This is a genomic window from Paraburkholderia sprentiae WSM5005 (assembly GCF_001865575.2).
Lineage (GTDB): Bacteria > Pseudomonadota > Gammaproteobacteria > Burkholderiales > Burkholderiaceae > Paraburkholderia > Paraburkholderia sprentiae.
In genome coordinates this window covers 363,396-384,140 of the sequence record NZ_CP017561.2, presented here as the reverse complement: position 1 = coordinate 384,140, position 20,745 = coordinate 363,396, and the positions used below count along the sequence as shown (strand labels likewise).

Here is a 20,745-nt window from a genome sequence, read left to right as displayed (position 1 = left end):
ATTCGCCTGCCGCCCGATTGACCGTCCGGACGGTTTGGCCAACTGCGATCACGCGGTCCCGAAATGCCCGGGTCGGCGGCGCGGCACCCTGCCCCGCCGTGCGCGAACGGCCAGAGCGGGCACCGTTGGCGCTATCATTGACCCTTTCCCGTCTTACACAGCGCACCGCGCCACCCGCATGGCTTCCCACGACTACCTGAAAAAGACCCTGACCGCGCGCGTCTACGACGTGGCGCGCGAGACCGAACTCGAACGCGCGCCGAACCTGTCCGCACGCCTGCGCAATCCGGTCTACCTGAAGCGCGAGGACAACCAGCCGGTGTTCTCGTTCAAGCTGCGCGGCGCGTACAACAAGATGGCGCATATTCCGGCCGAGGCGCTCGGACGCGGCGTGATCACCGCATCGGCGGGCAATCACGCGCAGGGCGTGGCGTTGTCGGCGGCACGCATGGGTGTGAAGGCGATCATCGTCGTGCCGGTGACGACGCCGCAGCTCAAGGTCGACGCGATCCGCACGCATGGCGGCCCGACCGTCGAGATCGTGCAGTTCGGCGAATCGTATAGCGACGCGTATGGTCACGCGGTCAAGCTGCAGGAAGAACGCGGCCTGACCTTCGTGCATCCGTTCGATGATCCGTACGTGATCGCAGGCCAGGGCACCGTCGCGATGGAAATCCTCAGCCAGCACCAGGGGCCGATTCACGCGATCTTCGTGCCGATCGGCGGTGGCGGTCTCGCGGCCGGTGTCGCCGCATACGTGAAATCGGTGCGCCCGGAGATCAAGGTGATCGGCGTGCAGACCGACGATTCATGCGCGATGGCCGCCTCGTTGAAGGCAGGCGAGCGCGTGACCCTGAACGAGGTCGGTCTGTTCTCCGACGGCACCGCGGTGAAACTCGTCGGCGAAGAAACCTTCCGCCTGTGCAGCGAATATCTGGACGAAGTGCTGCTCGTGAATACCGATGCGCTGTGTGCGGCGATCAAGGACGTGTTCCAGGACACCCGCAGCGTGCTCGAACCGGCCGGCTCGCTCGCGGTGGCGGGCGCCAAGCAGTACGCCGAACGCGAAGGCATCGAGAACCAGACGCTGATCGCGATCACGTCGGGCGCGAACATGAACTTCGACCGCATGCGCTTCGTCGCCGAGCGCGCTGAGGTGGGCGAAGCACGCGAAGCGGTGTTCGCGGTGACGATTCCCGAAGAGCGCGGCAGCTTCAGGCGGTTCTGCGAGCTGGTCGGCACGCGCAGCGTCACCGAATTCAACTACCGGATCGCCGACGCGGACTCGGCGCATATCTTCGTCGGCGTGCAGATCCGCAATCGCAGCGAGTCCGCGCAGATCGCCGGCGCCTTCGAGGCGCACGGCTTCGCCACCGTCGACCTGACCTTCGACGAACTGTCGAAGCAGCACATCCGCTACATGGTCGGCGGCCGCTCGCCGCTCGCGCGCGATGAGCGGCTGTTTCGCTTCGAGTTTCCCGAGCGCCCAGGCGCGCTGATGAAATTCCTGTCGTCGATGGCGCCGAACTGGAACATCAGCCTGTTCCACTACCGCAACCAGGGCGCGGACTACAGCTCGATTCTGGTCGGCATTCAGGTGCCCGGGAGCGACCACCATGCGTTCGAGCGCTTCATCGAAACGCTCGGCTATCCGTGCTGGGAAGAGACGAAAAATCCCGTCTATCGCCTCTTCCTCGCCTGATCTCTTCGGACCGGAACGTACCGATGGCGCTTTCGCTTGTCGACAAACTGGTGGTCGCAATCTCGTCGCGCGCGCTGTTCGACTTCGAGGAAGAAAACCGCGTCTACGAGGCGGGCGACCTGAAGGCCTATGAAACATTGCAGCGCGAGCGCCTGAACGTGCCCGCGAAACCGGGCGTCGCGTTCGCGCTGATCCGCAAGCTGCTCGCGCTGAACGCCGGCGGTCATCGCGTCGAAGTGGTGATTCTGTCGCGCAGCGATCCGATCAGCGGTCTGCGCGCGTTTCATTCGTGCCGCGAACACGGCCTCGCGATCGAGCGCGGCGTGTTCACGCGCGGCCGCGCGCCGTTCGGTTATCTGAAGCCGCTGAACGCGTCGCTGTTTCTGTCGGCGAATCAGCAGGACGTGCGCGACGCGCTCGCCGCCGGCTTCCCGGCCGCACGCGTATTGCCGGAATCGGCGAAAATGGCGAGCAAGTACCCGGACGAAATCCGCATTGCGTTCGACGGCGACGCAGTCTTGTTTTCCGACGAAGCGGAACGCATCTTCCAGACCGACGGCCTGCGTGCCTTCGTCGGTCACGAGATCGACAACAAGCATCTACCGCTCGCGGACGGTCCGCTCAAGCCGCTGCTCGAAGCATTGCACCGGCTGCAAAAACTCGCGGACGCGGCCGCGCCGATGCGCATTCGCACGGCGCTGGTCACCGCGCGCTCGGCGCCCGCGCACGAGCGCGCGATCCGCACGCTGATGGCATGGAACATCGAAATCGACGAAGCGATGTTCCTCGGCGGCCTCGACAAGAGCGCATTTTTGCGCGAGTTCGAGCCCGACTTTTTCTTCGACGACCAGATCGGCCACTGCGAATCGGCCCGCCTCGTCACGGCGACCGGGCACGTGCTCAGTGGCATCGTGAACGCATCATGACACCCGAACAATCTCCGCTCGGCAAGTCCTCGACTTACACCGAACAATACGATCCGACGCTGCTGTTTCCGATCGCGCGCAGCCACGCCCGCGAGGCGATCGGCATCAGCGCGCGACTGCCGTTTTTCGGCACCGATATCTGGAACGCCTACGAACTGTCGTGGCTGAACGCGCGCGGCAAGCCGCAGATCGCGGTCGCGACGTTCTTCGTGCCGGCCGACTCGCCGAACATCGTCGAGTCGAAATCGTTCAAGCTGTATCTGGGCTCGTTCGCGCAGACGGCTTTCGAATCGACCGAGAGCGTGCGCGACACGATCAAGCGCGACGTTTCCGCGTCGTGCGGCGCGACGGTGTCGGTACATCTGAGCACACCGCACGAATTCGGCAAGCTGAAAATGGAAGAATTCGACGGCCTGTCGCTCGACCGGCTCGAACTCGAGGCAAACGTCTATCAGCCGGACGCGTCGCTGCTCGGCGCGGCGCACGACGAAGCGCCGATCGAGGAAACGCTGTTCTCGAACCTGCTGAAGTCGAACTGCCCGGTGACCGGTCAGCCGGACTGGGGCAGCGTGCAGATCCACTACGCCGGCCCGCAGATCGATCACGCGGGCCTGTTGCGCTACATCATCTCGTACCGCAATCACACCGGCTTTCACGAGCAATGCGTCGAGCGGATCTTCGTCGACATCATGAAGATGTGCAAACCGCTGAAGCTCGCGGTGTACGCGCGCTACACGCGCCGCGGCGGGCTCGATATCAATCCGTTCCGCACCAACTACAACCTGCCGATGCCGGACAACATGCGGCTTGCGCGGCAATAACCGCAGCACAAAAAACAGTGGTGAACGCGACGAGGGCGCCGCAGGCCATCACGGCCTGCGGCGCCCTCGTCACATGAAAGCCATCAAAGCAATCAGGCCGCCGGCTTCTTATAAGCGACGCAGTCCACCTCGACCTTGCAGTCGATCACCATCGACGACACCACGCACGCGCGCGCCGGCGGATTCTCGCCAAAATACTCGCGAAATACCTTGTTGAACGACGCGAAGTCGCGCGGATCGTCGAGCCACACGCCACAGCGCACCACGTGCTCGGCGCCATAGCCCGCTTCCTTCAGGATCGCGAACACGTTCTGGATCGCCTTGTGCGATTGCTCGACGATGCCGCCGTTGATCACTTCGCCGTTTTCCATCGGCGTCTGGCCCGACACGAACAACCAGCCGTCCGCTTCGACTGCACGCGCGAACGGCATGACCTGACCGCCCGTTCCCTTTCCGCCTTCCACGCCATATCGCTTCATCGTCACACTCCTTAGAAAAAATTAAAACGCGCCCTGCGCATCGCCCTTCGACGGCGCGCCGCGCGAGACGAACCGGCCGGCCCGTTCGCCCGTCACCGCGCCGTCGCGATACGACAGCACGCCGTTGACCCAAACCGCGTCGATGCCGGCAGCGGGCTGCTGCGGCTTGTCGAACGTTGCCACGTCGTGGACTTTCGCCGGATCGAACAGCACCAGATCGGCGTGATAGCCGATATGCACTTCGCCGCGTTGCGCGAGTCCGAAGCGGCGCGCGGACAGGCCCGTCATCTTGCGCACCGCTTCCTCGAGCGGCAGCAACGCGGCATCGCGCGCGTAGTGCCCGAGCACGCGCGGAAACGCACCCCACAGCCTCGGATGCGGCAGCGGATCGTTCGGCAGCCCGTCCGAGCCGACCATCGTCGCCGGATGCGACAGGATGCGTCGCACGTCGTCTTCGGACATGTTGTGATAGACCGCGCCGGCCGGCTGCAGGCGCTTGCCCGCCTCCTGCTGCGAGACGCCCCATTCGGCCGCGATTTCCTTGATCAGCTTGCCCGCCATTTCCGGATGCGGCTCGGACCACGTGATCGTGATGTCGATGTCGCCCGTCACCTGCTTCAGGTCGAGTGTCGACGAGCTGCGGTTGTACGGGTAGCAGTCGCAACCGACTGGTTGCGCGCCGCGAGCGCCTTCGAGCGACTTCAGCACCTCGATGCTGCGTCCCCAGTTCGACGGCCCCGCGCACTTCAGATGCGAGATCACGACCGGCACGCGCGCATGACGGCCGACGCGATAGGCCTCGTCCATCGCGTCGAGAATCGCATCGAACTCGGTGCGCATGTGGGTCGTGTACAGCGCGCCCGCGGCGGCGAGCGGCTCGGCGAGCGCCATCACTTCCTCGGTCGGTGCGGCAAACGCCGAACCGTACGCGAGCCCCGAGCTGAGACCGAGCGCGCCGTGCGCGAGCGCTTCCTCGAGCTGCGCGCACATGCCTTCGATTTCGTGTGCAGTCGCCGCGCGATCGAGCCGGTCCATCTGGTTATTGCGCAACGCCGTGTGCCCGATCAGCGCGCCGACGTTCACCGCCGGCCGCGCGGCGTTCACCGCGTTCACATAGTCGGCGAAGGTCGGGTACTGGAACGCGTCGCGCTCGCCGAGCAGGTTCATCGGATCGGGCGGATCGCCCTTCAGTGACACCGGCGACGCGCTGATGCCGCAATTGCCGACGATCACCGTCGTCACGCCCTGGGTGATCTTGGGCAGCATCTGCGGCGAGCGGATCACGTGCGTGTCGTCGTGCGTGTGCACGTCGATGAAGCCCGGCGCGAGCGCGCGCCCGTCGGCCTCGATCACCTCTTCGGCGAGCCAGTTCGACAGATTGCCGATCGCGGCGATGCGCCCGTCGCGAATCGCCACGTCGCGCTCGACGGGCGGCGCGCCCGTGCCGTCATACAGTTGCGCGCCGACGATCAGCGTATCGGCGGCTTCGGGATGCGAGTGCATGGATCAATCTCCTAACGGTTGTCGATCGCCGCCGCCGCGGTGCGCGTCGAGCGCGTGCTTCATGCGGCGCAGCAATTCGCGGCTCTCGTCGCCCTGACTGACGGCAAGTTCGGTGACGAGCACATCGAGCGCCATCATCAGCGCGTAACGGGATGACGACGGCTTGTAAATGAAATCGGTTTCGAACGCGACGATCGGGATCAGCCAGTCGGCGAGCTTCGCCAAAGGCGACGCGGGGGCGGTCAGCGCGACCACCTTGGCGCCGTAGCTGCGGGCTATTTTGCAGTTCTCGACCATCTCGGGCACACGACCGGTCGTAGACAGCGCGATCACCACGCACTCCCGCGACACCGTGCTCGCCACCATGCGCTGCAACAGCCCGTCCTGATAGGTCGCGACCGGGCGGCCGAGGCGCACGAGCCTGAAGCGCATTTCGTCGGCGAGCGCGGTGGAGCCGCCGCCCATGCCGAATACGTAGATCATGCGCGCATTGCGCAGCGCGGCGGCCGCTTCCGCGAACGGCGCCTGGCGCAGCAGTTGATGATTGTGCGCGAGCGCGGTTTGCAGCTCGTCGAAGACGCGCGTGGCGATCGGCTCGGGTGCGTCGCTTGCTGCGTCGCGCTCGAGAAAACGCTGACCGACCGCGGCCGCCTGCGCGAGCCGCAGCTTCAGCTCGCGCACGTCGCGGCAGCCCACCGCTTTCGCGAAGCGCGTCACGGTCGCGATGCTGACCTCGGCCTGCTGCGCGAGCGCGCCGATGCTCGCGCGCGACGCGCCGGTCAGATCGTCCAGGATCAGCGCGGCGACTTTGCGTTCGGCCGAACGCAACTCCGGCGCGCATTCGGCGATGCGCGCGACGATGTCGAAAGCGAGCGGTTCGGCGCTACGGTTCATGGCGGAGGGTGGGGTTTCGCGGCACGGCTTTCGCGGCCTTGTCCGGCGGCCTTCGAAACCCATGGTACTAAATAACATTCCTTCAGACATCGTACTTTCGGTAACATGATAAAGTCAAATCTGACTGAATTTAACCGGACGATGGAGCACGGAGACATGAAAGTTACAAACTATCAGGGCGCGACGATTGATCCTTATAGCAAGGGCTTGGGCATGGTTCCGGGCACGAGCATCCAACTGACGGACGCCGCGCGCCTCGAGTGGAATCTGCTCGCCGAAGACGTCAGCCTGCCGGCCGCTGTGCTGTACGCGGATCGCGTCGAGCACAACCTGAAATGGATGCAGGCGTTCGTCGCCGAGTACGGCGTCAAGCTCGCGCCCCACGGTAAGACCACGATGGCGCCGCAGCTGTTTCGCCGTCAGCTCGAAACCGGCGCATGGGGCATCACGCTCGCCACCGCTCATCAGGTGCGCGCCGCGTACCACGGCGGAGTGTCGCGCATCCTGATGGCGAACCAACTGGTCGGCCGCCGCAACATGATGATGATCGCCGAATTGCTCAGCGATGCCGATTTCGAATTCTTCTGCCTCGTCGATTCGGTCGAAGGCGTCGAGCAGCTCGGCGAATTCTTCACGTCGGTGAAGAAGCCGCTGCAGGTGCTGCTCGAACTCGGCGTGCCGGGCGGGCGCACCGGCGTGCGCGATGAAGCGCAGCGCAACGCCGTGCTCGACGCGATCGCGCGCTATCCGGACGTGCTCAAGCTCGCGGGCGTCGAGCTGTACGAAGGCGTGCTGAAGGAAGAAGCCGAGGTCCGCGCGTTCCTGCAAGGCGCGGTCGCGGTCACGCGCGAACTGGTCGAACAAGGGCGTTTCGCGCGCTCGCCGGCGGTGCTATCGGGCGCGGGCTCGGCATGGTACGACGTGGTCGCCGAAGAGTTCGCGCAGGCGACGCAAACCGGCAAGGTCGAGGTCGTGCTGCGCCCGGGCTGTTATCTGACGCACGACGTCGGCATCTATCGCAAGGCGCAGACCGACATCTTCAAGCGCAATCCGGTCGCGAAGAAAATGGGCGAAGGGCTGCTGCCGGCGCTGCAGTTGTGGGCGTACGTGCAGTCGATTCCCGAGCCGGATCGCGCGATCATCGGCCTCGGCAAGCGCGACTCCGCGTTCGACGCGGGCATGCCGGAGCCCGCGCGCCACTATCGTCCGGGCCAGCCAGCGCCGCGCGACATCGCCGCGAGCGAGGGCTGGGAAATCTTCGGCCTGATGGATCAGCACGCGTACCTGCGGATTCCCGCTGGCGCCGATCTGAAAGTGGGCGACATGATCGCGTTCGACATCTCGCATCCGTGCCTGACATTCGACAAGTGGAAGCAGGTGCTGGTCGTCGATCCGCAGTATCGCGTGAAGGAAGTGATCGAGACGTTTTTCTGATTGGCCTGGATTGCGCCGCGCTCATGGAAGCGCGCGTTGCGTCGCCTCGTCACCAGTGGCCTGTTGCGCCGCCACGGCGGCCACGCTCCCGGCGCCGGCGTTGCCCGTCACTTCGCCGATGCGCGTCTCCAGCAGTTTCAACGCGCTCGACAACGCCCCGAGCGCCTCATCCGGCAAGCCGGCCATCGTGTCGTGCAAAAACGCATTGCGACGCGGCAGGCTCGCTTCGGTCGCGGCGCGGCCCGCTTCGGTCAGGCGCACGTTGGTCACGCGGTTATCGCGCGTATCCATGCTGCGCGCGATCCAGCCCATGCCTTCGAGCGCCTTCAATTGCCGCGTCAACGCGCCCGGATCGACGCGCAACCGCTCGACGAGCCGCTTCTGCGACGATTCGCCGGCCTGTTCATGCAGCGCGAGCAGAATGCGCCAGCGTGGCAACGGATGACCCACCTGGGCCTCGAATGCCGACATGAACGTCCGATAGGTGCGGCCGAATTGCTGCATGATGGCGACGCGGTCCTGTTCTTCCATAATCTGCCTGTTCAACGCCAAGTCCACAATCAGTCTGCGTGAATCACCGGCTCGAGCTTGCGCTGCAGCTTGACCGGCGGCACACGGCGGGTTTGCCACACCGACACGACGGCGATCACCGCGGCCAGCGCGAGACCCAGATGAATCGCCGCGACCAGCGCCTCGCGCGCGCTTTCGAGCAACATCGCGCCATTGTGGCCGGCGTGCGTCAACTGGTTGACGAGCGTGGTCTGCGCATCGCGGTTGATCAGGATCTGCGGATCGCCGAGATCGGCGAACCAGTGCGATGCGCCCGCACCTTCGAGCGCACTGCGCACGCCGCTTTTGTACATGTGGGTCACGAGCGTGCCGGTCAACGCCGTGCCGATCATGCCACCGATCATCCGTAGCGACTGCAGCAGCGCGGTCGCGATGCCGAGATGTTCGCGGCCCGCGGTCTGCTGCGCGAAGATCGTCAGGTTCGGCATCACGAAGCCGAGCCCGAGGCCGCCGACGACCATGAACGACATCAGCACCCATTGCTGCATCGAACGGGTCGCGACGACGACGCCAAGGCATGACAGCGCGACCATCGCAAAGCCGATGTACAGCATCAGGTTCGGATTCTTCACCCGCGACACGACGCGCCCGTTCGCGATACTGCCGATCGTGATGAACACGACGAGGGGCGTGATCACGATGCCCGCCTCCTTCGGCGACATGCCGAAGCCGCCCTGAAACAGCAGCGGTGCGTAGAACAGCAGAGAGAACATCGTGAAACCGCCTAGCACGGCCAGCGTGAACAGCGCGGCGAGACTGCGGTTGCGGAACATGTCGACAGGCAGGATGGCGGTCGGGCAGCGCTGTTCCCATTTCCACAGCGAGATGGCCGACGCGACGGCGAGCCCGAGCAGCGCGAACGCGCTCAGCGTGATGCCGTGCTTCGGCAGCAATTCGACGAACAGCTGCAACGAGCCGAGCGCGATCGCGATCAGCAGTGCACCGGGCCAGTCGAGGCGCATCTTGCCGGTATGCTCGACGTGCCGCAGATGCGGCAGGAAACGCCACACGAAAAACAGCGACAGCAGCCCGACCGGCAGATTCACGTAGAACACCGAACGCCAGCCGTAGTACTGCGTCAGAAAACCGCCGAGCGACGGCCCGACTGCGTTCGCGATGCCGAATGCCGAACTCATCAGCACCTGCCAGCGCAGCCGCACGACGGAATCGGGGAACAGATCGGGAATGCACGCGAAAGCGGTGCCGACCAGCATGCCGCCGCCGATGCCTTGCAAGCTGCGCGCGAGCACCAGATTCATCATGTCGTTGGCGGCGCCGCACAGCACCGACGCGCCGGTGAACACGACGATCGACACAATCACAAATGGCTTGCGCCCGTAGTAATCGCCGAGCCGCCCAAAGATCGGCACGGTGATGACCGAAGTCAGCAGGTACGACGTGGCGACCCACGCATATAGCTCGAAGCCTCGGAGTTCGGACACGATGGTGGGCAGCGCGGTACCCACCACGGTCTGGTCGAGCGCGACCAGCATCGTGACGAACGAAATGCCGAGCATGGCCAGCAGAGATTCGCGGAACGGTAGAACTTGCCCACTCGAATGATGGGCGGCGGTATGGACAGCCATTTTTGATCTGGCAACAGTTGACGTGTCAAAAGATTCGGAATCTTACCACGGCGCGATGCTCCAAGCGGGACGGAACACGTCTTGCAACGCGGTAGACTGGCTCGACGTACCCACGACACGACATTGCCAGGGAGGCTCATGCAGCCGAGTTCGCTCGCAGCACCATCCTTATCGGAACAGGATCTCACCGCGCTGCGACGCGCGAAACACCAGCTCGAAAGCCCGGCGCTCGCGATGAAGCTCGCGAGCGTCGTCGGCGCGCCGATCGAGAAGCTGCTGTCGCGCATCCCGGCCTTCGCCAATGCAAAGGTGTCCGATGCGACTCAGGCCGCGTTGCGCAAATGTTTGTCGATCGCGCTGCGCACGCTTGGCCGGCGCGACGACGCAAAGCTGCTCGCGCCCGACAAGCCGAGCAATCTGCTGCACAAATTCGCGGTCGCGACGACCGGCGCGGCCGGCGGTGCATTCGGGTTGGTCGCGCTGCCGGTCGAACTGCCGGTCACGACCACGCTGATGTTCCGCTCGATCTGCGATATCGCGCGCAGCGAGGGCGAGGACCTGAGCTCGGTCGAGACGCAACTGCAATGCCTGACCGTGCTCGGCATGGGCGGCACATCGAGCGAGGACGACGACGCCGACCTCGGCTACTTCTTCATGCGTGGCGCGCTAGCGCAGGCGGTGTCGAAGGCGTCGTCCGAAGTGGCCAGCAAGGGCTTCACGGCACACGGCTCGGCGGCGCTGCTGCGGCTGCTCAACGCGATCGCCGCGCGCTTTTCGGTGCAGGTCAGCGAACAGATCGCGGCCAAGTCGATTCCGGCGATCGGCGCGGTGCTCGGCGCGATGGTCAACACCGTGTTTATCGATCACTTCCAGCAGGTCGCGCACGGGCATTTCACCGTGCGGCGGCTCGAACGGCAATACGGCCAGCAAACGATCGAAGCCGTCTATCGGACGCTCGATGTCACACTCGACAGCTGAGCCCTATTCGCGGCGCGGCTCGTCGCGCGTCGCACGAACGTGGCCGCATGGTCGAGCGCGCGGTTCGCCTCCGGCATGAACGGCGCGAAGATCGGCCAGACGTGCGGCACGTTTTTCCACACCTCGCATTCGCAATCGACACCCGCCGCGTGCGCGTTGCCCGCGACGCGGCGCGCGTCGTCGAGCAGCACCTCGGTGCTGCCCACCTGGACGAACAGCGGCGGCAGACCGCGCAAGTCCGCGTAGACCGGCGAAGCGTACGGATGCGTGGCCGGTGCGTCGCCGAGATAGACCTTGGCCGCGCGCTCGATCGAGGCGCCGCAGAACATCGGATCGACGCTGTCGTTGGTACGCAGGCTCGCGCCGGTCGTCGCGAGATCGGTCCACGGCGAAAACAGCAGGCCGCCGGCGGGCATCGGCGCGCCGGCGTCGCGCAGCGCGACCAGCGTGGCGAGCGCGAGACCGCCACCGGCCGAGTCGCCGGCGATCACGATCGAGCTCGGCGGGATGCCGATCGCGAGCAACTGTCGATAAGCTGCGGTGGCGTCGTCGAGCGCGGCCGGGAAGCGATGCTCGGGCGCAAGGCGGTAGTCGAGGGAAAAGAGCCGCGCGCCCGCGCGCGTCGCGAGAGCAAACGTCAGCGACCGATGCGTGCGCGGCGAGCAGAAGTAATAGCCGCCACCGTGGCAAAACAGTATCGTGGGCTCCGCGCCGCCGGCCGTGCCGCCGTGCACCCGCTCCAGCCATTCGCCGACGAGCGGCGCGTCGCTCACGCCATACGTTTCGCGCAGATGCCAGCCGCGAGGCACGCGCGGCGACCAGACGCGCTTCGAGGTCAGCGCGCGCGCCCGTTCGACGTCGATAAACGGTTTGAGGGTTTCGGGCCGGAACTGCCTACGCAAGTACCAGCACGCGAGCGCTCTTTGCCAGCTCATCGGGACATGCTCCGTCGTTGAAGTCCCGTCATGGTAAGTGCGTTGACGGGAGTGCCGTTGGATGCCGGGCTCCAACCGCGTGGCGGTGATAGTGGACCGCGGCACGCGTGGCCGGCTCCGGCGAGTGCCCCGCCTAGTTCGCCGGCAACACCTGCCCGCGAATTTCGCCCGTCGGATTCTGCGCGGTATGAATATTGAAGTACCACTGCCCCGCCATCAGATCGGTGACCTGCTGCTCGGACAGCTTCGTCGTGCCTTTGATTGGGCTCGCGAGCGCCTTCTTCTCGATCGGCACCTGGACCTTCGCGTTCTGGCCGACCGGCGCCGGACCATGGAAATGCGCGGCGGTGGCCGGACCGCTCAAGCCTTCGTAACTAATGGTCCACTGCAGCGATTGGGTGGACGTGTCGAAGGTCGCATTCAGCATGCCGTGCCCGTGACTCACACGCGGCGGCACTTCGCTCGACGGCTCTAGATCCGCCTTTAGTGCAACCGTATCTGCAAATGCAGCGCCCGACGCAAGCGCCCACAACACCACGGTCAGATTCAATTTTCGCAGCGAAATCATGGTCTTCTCCGGACATTGACGCGCCGCCGCGGCACCAGTGTCGGCCGTGCGGAGCTTCCACATACTAGTGCAAATCGCTCGGAGCCGGCGGGGTTGGGATGGTAGCTAGCGAGGCCGAGTTGGCTCGAGCCGGAATGTGATTCAAACGCAAGGCCTAATGGCACAAGTCCCAACGCGCACAAGCGTTCGTCAGATGTCTTGAAATGCAGGTGAATGCGGAATGCGAAACCGTTTCAATCGATTTAATCGAAAAGTTAATTGCGCGTTTTGTAATGAATAAATCACGTCGTTCCTGGTATGCTTCTGCCTGCGAGAAGTGACTCCTTCATCGAAGGATGTCTCCAAATCTTTAACGCGGCTTCGGCCGCGTTTTTTTTCGTCTCGACTGTGGTCGGGCATTTGAATCGCTCGCGTATTTGCGCGAGGTCACGTCGCGCCGCTGGTTAAGTGAGCAATTGCGCCTGTCGCTCGATGCCATCGAGCATCGCCTCGCATTGGCGGATTAGCACCTGGCCCTCGTCACGCAACTGCTCGGGCGACTTCGCAACCATGTCGCGACGGTACGCTTCGAGTAACTGTACGAGCGGCGGATACTGCAGTACGCTCGCCGCTCCCGTCACCCGATGCAGCCACTCGTGCACCCGCCGCACATCCGCGCGTTCGAGTAACGTCTCAAGCGCCCTGATGTCGTCGCGCATCGACGAGACGAATGAACCGAGCAACGCCTTGACCGTCGACTCGCTTCCCCATAACTGCGTCATGTGTGCGAGTTCGACCGGCACGAACGGTTCCGGACCGAGACGCTGCGTGGCCGGCCGCTCGCCGGCTCGTGCAGACGAATCGCGACCGGATGTTTCCGCCGGCGCGGCGCACCGCTCACCGTCGGTGTCAAACCAACGGCTCAGATAGTCGCGCAACGTGGCGAGCCGGGTCGGCTTGATCAGACTGTCGTCCATGCCGGCGTCGCGGCAAAGACTTAGGTCGTCGGGCGCGGTATTGGCCGTGATGCCGAGTATCGGCAGGCGCTGCACGCCGCCGCGCAGTGTCTCGCCCTCGCGGATACGGCGGGCCAGTTCGTAGCCCGACAGGTTCGGCATGTGACAGTCGGTGATCAGGCAGCCATAGGTCGTGCGCCCCAGCGCGGCAAGCGCTTCGGCGCCGTCGTTCGCGACGTCGCACGCGAAACCCAGCAGCGCGAGCTGATGGCGCATCAGTTCCTGATTGACTGGATGATCCTCCGCGACAAGAATCAGCCGCCCGCTAGCGATTGCGCGATCGCGATCCGGCGGCGTCGCGACGCCATCGGTCGTGAACGGCGCGCCTACCGCGCGCGATGTCATCGGCGCCATCGGCGGCAGCCCCGTCATCGCGGCCGCGCATGCGGCGCCGAGCCCGCGCCACGAAATCGGATTGATGCTCAAGCGCACCTTGTCGTCGAGGATGCTGTAACCCGTGGGCTTCGGATTTTCGGTCAGCGTGACGACGCGCGCATTCGCGCCGATATGTACGGGCAAGGTGACGTCCTCGCCGACGAACAGAAGATCGGCGCGGTTCAGCGCAGCGCTTCTGCCCAGCGTCGCAGCAACCGGCGCGAGGCTGCACAATTCGAGCCCGAGCGCCTCTGCGAAGTGTGCGAGGGCTCGACTGATGCGCGGATCGCGCGTAATCACCACACCGAGTTTGCCGCGCAGACCGTTGACCGAGTAGCGCTGCGCGACGATCGGCATCGTAACCCGCACGATCATGCTCGTGCCGTGGCCGGGTTCGCTGCGCAGCGCGAGCGTGCCGTCCATCAGATCGATCAGCTTGCGGCAGATCGTCAGCCCAAGACCCGTGCCGCCGAAGCGCCGCGTGGTGGACGATTCCGCCTGCACGAACGGCTCGAACAGACTCGCCTGCACATCCGGCGCGATGCCGATGCCGGTGTCCTGCACGGTCAGCTCCAACATCTGCGAATCCGCGCGATCTTCGACGACCGCTACGCTCACACCGACCTCGCCCTTCGGCGTGAATTTGATCGCATTGCCGAGTAGGTTGAACAGAATCTGCCGCAGACGCACGCTATCGCCGCGCAGCGTCGCAGCGACGTCGGCCGCGATGTCGACGCGCACTCTCAGCCCATTTTCGTGGGCGCGCCCCGCGAGCAGGCCGACCGCGTTATCGACGAGCTCGCGCAGATCGATCGGCTCGGCTTCGAGCGTGAGCCGCCCCGCCTCGATCTTCGAATAATCGAGCAAATCATCGAGAATCTGCAGCAGCGCACCCGCCGACTCGTGGATCATGCCGAGCATTTCGCTCTGATCGGTACTGAGCGGCGTGCGCTCGAGCACTTCGACGAGACCCAGCACGCCGTTCATTGGCGTGCGGATTTCGTGGCTCATCATCGCGAGGAAGTTGTCCTTCGCGCGCGAGGCTGCCTCGGCCATATCGCGTGCTCGCGCGAGTTCCTCCGAACGCGCGCGCTCGATGCTCGCATCTACCCAATAACCGCTCCACACGGCGCTGCCATCGGCTTCGCGCCGAGGCACCAGCTCGGCCCGCACCCACTTCAGCTGGCCGGCGCTTTCGAGGCGGAACTCCATATGCACCGGCGTGGCGCAGCTCGCGGAACGCTCGAGTTCGGCGAGCACGTGCGGCCGATCCAGCTCCGACACGCGCTGGAAATCGACCCTCGCCCCCTCATGTGAGGCATCACGCTCGCCGAACAGATGCCGCGTGTCCCCGCCGATGTACGGAAACGAATATGCGCCGGTCGGCGATCGCCGCAACTGGAACACGACGGCCGGCAACGAGCGCGTGACGTCGAACAGGCGCTGTTCGGTTTCCCGCGCGCGCATTTCGGCGCGCCGGATGTCCGTGACGTCGACCATCGTGCCGAGCACATACGCCGGCTGTCCATCGCTGCCAGCGCAGACGCTCGTCCAGAAAATCCCATGGCGCAACTCGCCAGCGCCGTCATGGAACTGCAGTTCGGCTTTCGCGATGCCGCCGCCGCGCAGGATCTCGCGCGTCATGTCGTCGAGCGCGCGGCTGTTTGCGTCGCCCCATGTGCCGATCGCGGCCGTCGTACGCCCGAGCACGTCTTTCCGCTCGAGCCCGCACGCTTTCTCGTAGGCCTCGTTGATCGCGATGTACCGCCCATCCAGGCCTTTCGCGACGAGCGGATATGGCACCGTCTCCATCATCGTTTGCTGGAAGTTCAGTTGCAGCGCAAGTTCGCGCTCGGTCTGCTTGCGCAGGCGGACTTCGCGTTGCAGCAGCACGTATGCGCGCAACGTGACCAGCAGCACGACGCCGATACCGATCAGCACCGGCAGCAACCGCACCGCGGTCACGGTCCATATCGGGTGCTCCGGCGCGGCGGGAGCCACCCACTTGCGCCGGATGCGCTGCTTTTCGGCTGCGGGCATCGCTTGCAACGCGCGATCGATCAGCTTGACCAGAGGGCTCAGATCCTCGCGCACAGCGAAATATAACGCGTCGGATTCGCCGAGCGAGTCGATTACCCTAAGCGCGCCGGCGTAGTGCGGCGGCAACCGCACGTTGATCGCGGCAGCGTTGCCGACCAGCACATCAGCCTCGCCGCTCGCGACCATGCGCAGCGCATCGCCAAGGCTCGCCGCGACGACGATGTGATCGACCGGCACCGCTTGCAACGCGAGCGGCACCGAACCGGCTACGTGCGGCGACATCACGACGCGGCACGACGCGATATCGTCGAACGAGCATGGGGGCGGCGCGCCGCTGCGCCCGACGATCACCAGCGGATCGCTCGCGTACACGCGGCTGCGCTCGGCGCCTTCGAGAAGCGCACTGCGACTCGATGTGGAGGAGAGCATCGCGAGGTCGCCGCGCTGGAATGCTTCGACGGTGGTGGCCCAGTCGGCCGTGTGCGCGCGCTTGAACACGATACCGAGCGTGCTGCTCAGGTACGCGAGGTAATCGGCGGTCAGACCGACCGGGCGACCGTTGGCGTCAACATAGCTGAACGGCGCCCAGTCGCTGTCGAAGCCGATCTGTAACGGCGGTAGCGCACGCAGCCAGTTCTTTTCTTCCGGCGTTAGCGTAAAGGGCGGCGCATCCGGCGCGGGCGCCGTGTTGAAGTGGCCCGACAGCCAGCGCGCGCGTATCGCGGCGGCCTCGGCGGGGTTCATCGATACGAGCGCGCGATTCAGTTGATCGCGCAAGGCAAGCTGGCGCGGCGAAACGGCAAAGCGCAGGTCGAGCGCCTTGCCGCCCTGCTCGAACGCGACGCGCAGGCTGCGATACGCGTCGGTCGCCAGTTCGTATTGCACGACCGGCGTGAAGCCGAAATAAAGGTCGGCATCGCCACGTAGTAGCGCGTTCAGCGCTTCATGCGTGCTCGCGAACGTGACGATCCTCGTGCGCGGGAAACCAGCGCGCAACAAACGCTCGCGAGCAAAACCACGCTCGATCGCTATCCGCGCGCCGGCGAGGCCGGAGGCGTTGACATAGCGCGCGTCATCGCGACGCACGACAGCCGAAGCGAACGAGCGGAAGTAGGGGACTGTGAAACGGAGGCAGCGCTCACGCTCCGGCGTGCGCGCTACGCTCGTCAGCAAGTCGACTTCGCCGGCGCAAGCCGCGGCGACCAGTTTGGTCATGTCGGGAAAGCTCTTTGTCTCGATGACGACGTTCGGCCCCACGAGCGCGCGCAACAGGTCGCCGCTGACGCCGGCGAGCCGGCCGGTCTGCGGGATGTCGAACGGCGGCCAGCCGCCTTCGAGTATGCCGACGGTCAATCTGACAGGAAATTCAAGGTGTGACGACGCGGCAGAGCCGGATCTCACCGCGGAGACTAAGGGCGACTCTGACGCAGCGTCGGCAGGCGCAGCCATGCAGACCGCGTGCATAGCCGCCAGCAGACATAGTGCGAGCCAATGCATCATTGAACGGCGCAGCGAGCGCGGCCACAGACGCCGCAATAAGCACCGCAGTCCTAAGGTTAGTGCCGCTTCGCATTGAGAACTCGCATTGACCGGAAGTGATGAGTACCTTCCTTCGCTCACGAAACGTCACCCTGCCCGTCCACTAACGACACGGGGGACGAATCGGCTCGGCCGCCCAGCAACGAAAACAGCACGCCAGCCGCGATCGCGCCGGCCAACGGCGCAGCCCAGAACAGCCACAACTGGTCCAGCGCCCAGTTGCCGACGAACAGCGCCTGCGCGGTCGAGCGGGCGGGATTGACCGCTCCATTGGTGACCGGAATGGACACGAGGTAGACGAGCATCAGACATGCACCGGTGACGAACGGCGCAATCGTTGCCAGCTCTTTTCGAACGACGACCAGTAGGCAGGCCCCGACGAACACGACCGACAGCACGAACTCCACGACCAGCGCCGAATGCAAAGGATAGTCGGCGGGCGAATGAGCGCCGAAGCCGTTCGCCGCGAATTCACTCGCGGCGAGTTCGAAACCCGGCCGGCCGCTCGCGAGGTAGGCGAGCAACGCCGCAGCGACGATTGCGCCCGCGATTTGCGCGGCAATATAGGGCAACAGATCGCGCACCGGAAAGCGCTGCGCGACTGCCAGGCCAACGGTAACGGCGGGATTGAAATGCGCACCGGAAATCTTGCCGAAGGCATAGCTGCCGGTAGCGAGCGCAAGACCGAATGCCAACGACATCTGCATGGCGCCACTGGCCTGCAGCACGCCCGTAGTGTCCAGCACCGTACTGCCGCAGCCGACGAACACCAGCCATGCCGTACCCACACTCTCGCTCCACAATCGCTTGCCTAGTGCAACCATCTCTATCCCATCCGTCAAGTACGAGGCACAGACGCCGAACCCCGTCGCGCGACGAGGTCTGCACCGGATTTCCCTGATCCACCACTAATCGGATCACGAACTAGCCACTGCGACACTTGCGGCGCAAGGCGCGATGAACGGCGGCGGGCAGGATTATTGAGTGCGCCCCACGCCGCACCAATCGGAAAAATCTGATACTGGCCTCATATCAGCCCGATTTGACTGGCGTAGTTGATCAGGTCGGCTTCTGTTTCCAGTCCGAGCTTGCGCATCGCGCTGCGTTTTTGCGTGCTGATGGTTTTGTCGCTACGTCGCAGGCGCGTGGCGATCTCGTGCACCGCGAGGCCTCGTACATAGAGTTGGAACACCTCCCACTCGCGCGCGCTCATCGCACCGCCGCGCCCGGGCGGAGCAGGTTCCGCAGCCGCGAGTGCGGCCCGAACCTGCTCCGATAGATGGGTCCCCCCGGCCGCAACGGCTTCGATTGCATCGATCAATCCGCCAACGGCGTCGCGCTTGTCGACGATTCCGGTCACACCGATATGGCGCAAGCCGGCCAACATATGCGCACGCTCGATCATGGTCAGCACGACCACCTGCGGATGCGGCATGCGCCGTAACAGCCGACGCAATAGCGGCACCGCGCTAGTGTCTCCGTCGAGTCCCGGCATGCCAATGTCCGACACGACGACGTCGCATGCGCAGGCATCGAGCAGCTTCGCGAGACCCGAGGTGTCGGCCGCTTCGCCGACAATTTCGATATTCGGCTTATCGCGCAGCAAAAATCGGACGCCCGCACGAATAGAGTCGTGATCGTCCGCCACGACGACGTGAATCTTGTTTGTCATTGTTTCCCGCGACTTTCTTATGATGTCGATCGGCATACCGCACGAAACGTGTCTCCCCGGTTATGCCGATATATTCGCCGCGCCCCTGCGCGGCATGTTGCCGCTCAGTTAGCGGTTGTTGCCACACGTTTCCGGTACTACTCCATGCTCGACGGCGAAGCGGAAAAGTTCGGCGTCGCTATTCAACGACAGCTTGCGCATGGCCATGCACTTCTGCGCGCTGATCGTCTTCACACTACGTCCGAGCCGCGTAGCGATTTCCGTGACGCCAAGTCCTGACGCATACTGCGTAAAAACCTCGAGCTCGCGGCGAGACAGCCTGGCGCGCACGAAGTCGAGACGTTGCGTCAGCGCGACGTCGGTCAGCATGGCGCGCACCGCGGGACCGACATAACACTCGCGCGCCAGCGCCATCACCACCGCGACATGAATGAGGTCGATGCGATCGCGCTTGCTCAGCAGCCCATCCACGCCGAGCGATATCACCTTGCGCAGCGTCGCCGCCTCCGTTTCCATTGTCAGAATGACGAGCGCCACGTTGGGATAGCGCGCCTTGAACTGCCTGACGACGTCGAACCGGTTGTCGTGGTGCCCTCCCGGCATGTAAAGGTCCATCAGCACGAGATCGCAAGGACTGCGATCGACTTCGATGAAGAGTTCGGCGACGTCCGCCGCACGGCCAACCACCTTCAGGTTGGGATAATTGCAAATCAGATTTTCTATAGCCAGCAGAACCAGCGGATGATCGTCCGCGATGATCGTTCGAACAGGCGTGCCTGATGCAGCCAAGAGGTTCATCGTCTGGCGCTCCTCGATGTTTCATTTTCCGACACCTTGTTTTGTGTGACCGGCGCTCACGCAATGGTCGAGCATTTCTTTTGCGACAAACATAAGAGCGCTCTGAAATGGACCAATCAACACGCGCGAAGCCTAGGTTCCCGGTTCGAGCAGCAGCGTGCCGCATGCGCGCACACAAGAGAAAAGCGCGGGATCGTCGTTGACGCCAAGCCGCGCCATTGCTTCGCGCTTGTGCCGGCTCACCGTGCGGCGATGGCAACCGAGCGCCGCAGCGATCTGCGCGATGGACTCGCCGCTCACCAGCCTGCGCAGGATGTCGGTCTGCCGCTTCGACAGCAGCAGGGCCGAAACGAACAGACCGTTGTCCTGCTCCGAACGCGCGAGCGTTTCGACCACCGAGTGGCCCAGGTAACGCGTGCCGCGCGCGCTGTCGTAGACGGCTTGCGGCAGTTCTTCGAGCGAGTCGGTTTTGCCGAGCACGCTGACCGCGGCATCGGCGGCGATGACACGCAACATCGCGGCATTCGTCTGCGCGGTCACGACGACGACGCGCAATGACGGCCACTCGCCGCGAATGCGCCGGATCAGGCCGGGTCCGTCGCCAATCTCGCCGGCGGGATCGGGCATCGAAAGATCGACGACGAGCACGTCGCACTTCGTGTGTTGCAGCAGTGCAATCAACTCGGTCGGCGTCTGCGCCTGACCGACGACAGACAGACCTTCGCGCCTCTCCAGAGTCGATTTCAGGCCAAGCAGGACGAATGGATGGTCATCCGCCAGAATGATTCGAAGATTCGCCACGATTAGTCTCGCTCGTCATAAGAATGGTCGGAATGTGCGCAGGAATGACTGTCATGCGGCATGCGTCGATCTGCGTCGCGGTACTCGAGCGACGTGCCGGTAAAGCATCTGAGCATTCTCGAAAATTCA

At 64.5% G+C, this 20,745-nt stretch carries 17 protein-coding genes; 5 read left to right on the top strand and 12 right to left on the bottom strand.

Going from position 1 to position 20,745, the window contains the following annotated elements; genetic code table 11:
• Positions 1–178 precede the first annotated feature (178 nt).
• From ilvA to queF, 3 genes are read left to right on the top strand one after another with little or no spacing between them, the layout of a single operon-like run.
• Positions 179–1,702, top strand: coding sequence for a threonine ammonia-lyase, biosynthetic (gene ilvA / locus BJG93_RS01840; protein WP_027199665.1), 1,524 nt, complete (start codon positions 179–181; stop codon positions 1,700–1,702).
• Positions 1,703–1,725: 23 nt separating this feature from the next.
• Positions 1,726–2,628 (top strand): 5'-nucleotidase, encoded by a 903-nt coding sequence (locus tag BJG93_RS01835; protein ID WP_027199664.1) that lies wholly within the window; start codon positions 1,726–1,728, stop codon positions 2,626–2,628.
• The gene (gene queF / locus BJG93_RS01830) at positions 2,625–3,449 is read left to right on the top strand and encodes an NADPH-dependent 7-cyano-7-deazaguanine reductase QueF (RefSeq protein WP_027199663.1); all 825 of its coding nucleotides are present in this window, start codon (positions 2,625–2,627) and stop codon (positions 3,447–3,449) included. The genes BJG93_RS01835 and queF overlap by 4 nt, the downstream gene beginning before the upstream one ends.
• 92 nt (positions 3,450–3,541) lie before the next feature.
• On the opposite strand, the gene BJG93_RS01825 is transcribed toward queF, so the two are convergent.
• The 3 genes from BJG93_RS01825 to BJG93_RS01815 are packed head-to-tail and all read right to left on the bottom strand — an operon-like array spanning position 3,542 to position 6,325.
• Entirely contained in the window at positions 3,542–3,928 is a 387-nt protein-coding gene (locus tag BJG93_RS01825; protein ID WP_008923846.1) for a RidA family protein, read from the bottom strand.
• Between the two features lie 21 nt (positions 3,929–3,949).
• Complete coding sequence (locus BJG93_RS01820) at positions 3,950–5,431, bottom strand: N-acyl-D-amino-acid deacylase family protein (protein WP_027199662.1); 1,482 nt, start codon at positions 5,429–5,431, stop codon at positions 3,950–3,952.
• 3 nt (positions 5,432–5,434) lie between these two features.
• Positions 5,435–6,325: a MurR/RpiR family transcriptional regulator gene (locus tag BJG93_RS01815; protein ID WP_027199661.1), complete on the bottom strand. Its 891-nt coding sequence runs from the start codon at positions 6,323–6,325 to the stop codon at positions 5,435–5,437.
• A 156-nt stretch (positions 6,326–6,481) separates the two neighbouring features.
• Here BJG93_RS01815 and BJG93_RS01810 point away from each other — a divergent pair, with 156 nt between their 5' ends.
• The gene (locus BJG93_RS01810; RefSeq protein WP_027199660.1) at positions 6,482–7,759 is read left to right on the top strand and encodes an amino acid deaminase; all 1,278 of its coding nucleotides are present in this window, start codon (positions 6,482–6,484) and stop codon (positions 7,757–7,759) included.
• 21 nt (positions 7,760–7,780) lie between these two features.
• On the opposite strand, the gene BJG93_RS01805 is transcribed toward BJG93_RS01810, so the two are convergent.
• Positions 7,781–8,290: a MarR family winged helix-turn-helix transcriptional regulator gene (locus BJG93_RS01805; RefSeq protein WP_027199659.1), complete on the bottom strand. Its 510-nt coding sequence runs from the start codon at positions 8,288–8,290 to the stop codon at positions 7,781–7,783.
• Between the two features lie 29 nt (positions 8,291–8,319).
• A complete protein-coding gene (locus BJG93_RS01800) occupies positions 8,320–9,915 on the bottom strand; it encodes an MFS transporter (protein WP_027199658.1) in 1,596 nt (531 codons plus the stop codon).
• 138 nt (positions 9,916–10,053) lie between these two features.
• Here BJG93_RS01800 and BJG93_RS01795 point away from each other — a divergent pair, with 138 nt between their 5' ends.
• A complete protein-coding gene (locus BJG93_RS01795) occupies positions 10,054–10,893 on the top strand; it encodes an EcsC family protein (protein ID WP_027199657.1) in 840 nt (279 codons plus the stop codon).
• Here the strand turns inward: BJG93_RS01795 and BJG93_RS01790 are convergent.
• From BJG93_RS01790 to BJG93_RS01760, 7 genes are all read right to left on the bottom strand, one after another.
• Positions 10,860–11,828: an alpha/beta hydrolase gene (locus BJG93_RS01790; protein WP_027199656.1), complete on the bottom strand. Its 969-nt coding sequence runs from the start codon at positions 11,826–11,828 to the stop codon at positions 10,860–10,862. The two genes, BJG93_RS01795 and BJG93_RS01790, sit on opposite strands and share 34 nt — an antisense overlap.
• 133 nt (positions 11,829–11,961) lie before the next feature.
• Positions 11,962–12,396, bottom strand: a complete 435-nt coding sequence (locus tag BJG93_RS01785) for a CHRD domain-containing protein (RefSeq protein ID WP_027199655.1) — start codon at positions 12,394–12,396, stop codon at positions 11,962–11,964.
• 443 nt (positions 12,397–12,839) lie between these two features.
• Complete coding sequence (locus BJG93_RS01780; RefSeq protein ID WP_174566107.1) at positions 12,840–17,306, bottom strand: ATP-binding protein; 4,467 nt, start codon at positions 17,304–17,306, stop codon at positions 12,840–12,842.
• A gap of 116 nt (positions 17,307–17,422) precedes the next feature.
• The gene (aqpZ, locus tag BJG93_RS01775) at positions 17,423–18,169 is read right to left on the bottom strand and encodes an aquaporin Z (protein ID WP_027199653.1); all 747 of its coding nucleotides are present in this window, start codon (positions 18,167–18,169) and stop codon (positions 17,423–17,425) included.
• 203 nt (positions 18,170–18,372) lie between these two features.
• A complete protein-coding gene (locus BJG93_RS01770) occupies positions 18,373–19,017 on the bottom strand; it encodes a response regulator transcription factor (protein ID WP_027199652.1) in 645 nt (214 codons plus the stop codon).
• Positions 19,018–19,125: 108 nt separating this feature from the next.
• Entirely contained in the window at positions 19,126–19,815 is a 690-nt protein-coding gene (locus tag BJG93_RS01765) for a response regulator transcription factor (RefSeq protein ID WP_027199651.1), read from the bottom strand.
• 132 nt (positions 19,816–19,947) lie between these two features.
• A complete protein-coding gene (locus tag BJG93_RS01760; protein WP_027199650.1) occupies positions 19,948–20,616 on the bottom strand; it encodes a response regulator transcription factor in 669 nt (222 codons plus the stop codon).
• Between the last annotated feature and the right edge of the window lie 129 nt (positions 20,617–20,745).

What these genes read in the sequence shown, in the direction of transcription:
- BJG93_RS01815 (WP_027199661.1), bottom strand. Translation starts at nt 6,325, where the DNA reads ATGAACCGTAGCGCCGAACCGCTCGCTTTCGACATCGTCGCGCGCATC.
- queF (WP_027199663.1), top strand. Translation starts at nt 2,625, where the DNA reads ATGACACCCGAACAATCTCCGCTCGGCAAGTCCTCGACTTACACCGAA.
- BJG93_RS01800 (WP_027199658.1), bottom strand. Translation starts at nt 9,915, where the DNA reads ATGGCTGTCCATACCGCCGCCCATCATTCGAGTGGGCAAGTTCTACCG.
- BJG93_RS01810 (WP_027199660.1), top strand. Translation starts at nt 6,482, where the DNA reads ATGAAAGTTACAAACTATCAGGGCGCGACGATTGATCCTTATAGCAAG.
- ilvA (WP_027199665.1), top strand. Translation starts at nt 179, where the DNA reads ATGGCTTCCCACGACTACCTGAAAAAGACCCTGACCGCGCGCGTCTAC.
- BJG93_RS01765 (WP_027199651.1), bottom strand. Translation starts at nt 19,815, where the DNA reads ATGAACCTCTTGGCTGCATCAGGCACGCCTGTTCGAACGATCATCGCG.
- BJG93_RS01805 (WP_027199659.1), bottom strand. Translation starts at nt 8,290, where the DNA reads ATGGAAGAACAGGACCGCGTCGCCATCATGCAGCAATTCGGCCGCACC.
- BJG93_RS01770 (WP_027199652.1), bottom strand. Translation starts at nt 19,017, where the DNA reads ATGACAAACAAGATTCACGTCGTCGTGGCGGACGATCACGACTCTATT.
- BJG93_RS01820 (WP_027199662.1), bottom strand. Translation starts at nt 5,431, where the DNA reads ATGCACTCGCATCCCGAAGCCGCCGATACGCTGATCGTCGGCGCGCAA.
- BJG93_RS01785 (WP_027199655.1), bottom strand. Translation starts at nt 12,396, where the DNA reads ATGATTTCGCTGCGAAAATTGAATCTGACCGTGGTGTTGTGGGCGCTT.
- aqpZ (WP_027199653.1), bottom strand. Translation starts at nt 18,169, where the DNA reads ATGGTTGCACTAGGCAAGCGATTGTGGAGCGAGAGTGTGGGTACGGCA.
- BJG93_RS01835 (WP_027199664.1), top strand. Translation starts at nt 1,726, where the DNA reads ATGGCGCTTTCGCTTGTCGACAAACTGGTGGTCGCAATCTCGTCGCGC.
- BJG93_RS01825 (WP_008923846.1), bottom strand. Translation starts at nt 3,928, where the DNA reads ATGAAGCGATATGGCGTGGAAGGCGGAAAGGGAACGGGCGGTCAGGTC.
- BJG93_RS01790 (WP_027199656.1), bottom strand. Translation starts at nt 11,828, where the DNA reads ATGAGCTGGCAAAGAGCGCTCGCGTGCTGGTACTTGCGTAGGCAGTTC.
- BJG93_RS01795 (WP_027199657.1), top strand. Translation starts at nt 10,054, where the DNA reads ATGCAGCCGAGTTCGCTCGCAGCACCATCCTTATCGGAACAGGATCTC.
- BJG93_RS01780 (WP_174566107.1), bottom strand. Translation starts at nt 17,306, where the DNA reads ATGATGCATTGGCTCGCACTATGTCTGCTGGCGGCTATGCACGCGGTC.